The sequence below is a fragment of the Methylophaga sp. genome (genome assembly GCF_030651745.1).
In genome coordinates this window covers 1-2,164 of sequence record NZ_JAUSCC010000080.1, presented here as the reverse complement: position 1 = coordinate 2,164, position 2,164 = coordinate 1, and the positions used below count along the sequence as shown (strand labels likewise).

The window sequence follows — 2,164 nt, the reverse complement described above, 5'->3', positions numbered from 1 at the left end:
AATCAGGACGATGTGGATGATTTGTTATCCAGTCTTGGTTTTTAGAAGGACAGGAGCATGGCCTTAGATACAGATGATGAAATTCTGCAGGATTTTCTGGTTGAGGCAGAAGAAATTCTTGATGGATTGAATGAGCAATTGGTTGCTCTGGAAACACAACCTCAAGATAAAGATTTACTGAATTCCATTTTTCGAGGCTTTCACACCATCAAAGGTGGTGCTGGTTTTTTAAGTCTCGAGGCCATGGTCAATCTGTGTCATAAAGGCGAAGATGTTTTTAACCTGCTACGTCAGGGTGAACGTCTGGTCGACGCAGAAATGATGGACACCTTTCTCAAGGTGCTGGACAGTCTGAACAGCATGTTTGCTGAAGTCAAAGCCGGTTCTTTTCCCACTGAAGCAGATCCGGAAATTATCCAACAATTGGCTGCTTATTTATCAGGCGAAATTCCTGCGGCAGCACCTGAACCAGAACCCACTCCTGAACCTGAACCCGTCGCTGTCGTTGCTCCAACAGATAATTCTGCAGCTGGCGATGATATTACTGATGACGAATTTGAAGCGTTATTGGATCAGATTCATGGTAACGCCGCGCCTGGCATTACTCCACCAGCCGAACCGCCTAAACCAGAACCGGCAAAAGCCAGCGGCAATGATGAAATTTCTGAAGAAGAATTTGAAGCATTATTAGACGAATTACAAGGTAAAAAGCCTGCGGCTAAAGCTCCGCCACCAGCACCAAAAGCTAAGGTTGAACCACCAAAACAACCTGTTAGCTCGAAAGTAGATACAGCAATATCAGACGATGATGGTGACAGCATAACCACGGTAAAACCGGCAGTTGCAGCGCAGGCAGCAGCCGCCCCCCAGGCAAAAGCAGCAGCCGATACCAGTGTGCGAGTGGATACTGCCAGACTGGATGAAATTATGAACATGGTCGGTGAGCTGGTCTTGGTACGTAACCGTATCAATACGCTCGAAGCCGCTTTTGAAAACGAAGAAATGGCCAAAGCAGTCAATAATCTGGCTGTGGTAACCGGCGATCTGCAAACAGCAGTCATGAAAACCCGCATGCAACCGATTAAAAAGGTATTTGGGCGTTTTCCACGCGTGGTACGCGATTTAGCTCGCAGCTTAAGGAAAGATATCAATCTCGAGTTACGTGGTGAAGAAACCGATTTAGATAAGAATCTGGTTGAAGCACTGGCTGATCCATTAGTGCATCTGGTTCGTAATGCGGTGGATCATGGTGTTGAAATGCCTGATGTTCGCGAAGCGTCAGGCAAGTCAAAACAAGGTCTAATCGTCCTCGCCGCTGCTCAGGAAGGTGATCATATTCTATTGACCATTTCCGATGATGGTGCCGGTATGAATCCGGAAGTGTTACGTCGCAAAGCGGTTGAAAAAGGCATGATGGATGAAGAGGCCGCTTCCCGACTGACCGAATCTGAATGTTTTGCGCTTATTTTTGCACCAGGCTTTTCCATGAAACAGGAAATTTCCGATATTTCCGGTCGTGGTGTAGGCATGGATGTGGTTAAAACCAGCATCTCCAAATTAAATGGCGTGATTGATATTCAATCTGAAATCGGCAAAGGCACCACGCTTTCCATTAAAGTGCCATTAACCTTGGCTATCATGCCCACTTTGATGGTCATGTTAGGCAATCAAATTTTTGCCTTCCCGCTGGTCAGCGTGAATGAAATCTTTAATCTGGATTTAAATAAAACCAATACTGTTGATGGACAACAGACGGTCATCGTAAGAAACAAGGCTCTGCCACTATTTTATCTGCGTAAATGGCTTAATAACCAGAGTGTTGAAGAACGTAAAGCCACCACCGAACATGTTGTTATTGTGAATGTTGGCACACGTAAAGTGGGTTTTGTTGTGGACCAACTAATAGGTCAGGAAGAAGTCGTAATAAAACCTCTCGGCGCCCTGCTCCACAGCACCAAAGGTTTTGCTGGAGCGACCATTACCGGTGATGGACGTATTGCACTTATTCTCGATTTCCCAGAGTTAATGAATACCTACGCACATCGAAATTATTAAGGATATTTGTGACTGTAAAGGTACTGATTGTTGATGATTCAGCATTTTTCCGCCGGCGACTGACTGAAATCATTAACGCCGATCCGCGGCTGGAAGTTATTGCCAGTGC

General features: G+C 45.6%; 1 protein-coding gene. It reads left to right on the top strand.

The genetic code is table 11. The features are described 5' to 3' along the window. The first annotated feature begins 57 nt into the window (after positions 1–57). On the top strand, positions 58–2,055 hold the full coding sequence (locus Q7V21_RS09835; protein WP_304917132.1) for a chemotaxis protein CheA: 1,998 nt from the start codon (positions 58–60) through the stop codon (positions 2,053–2,055). Positions 2,056–2,164 lie beyond the last annotated feature (109 nt).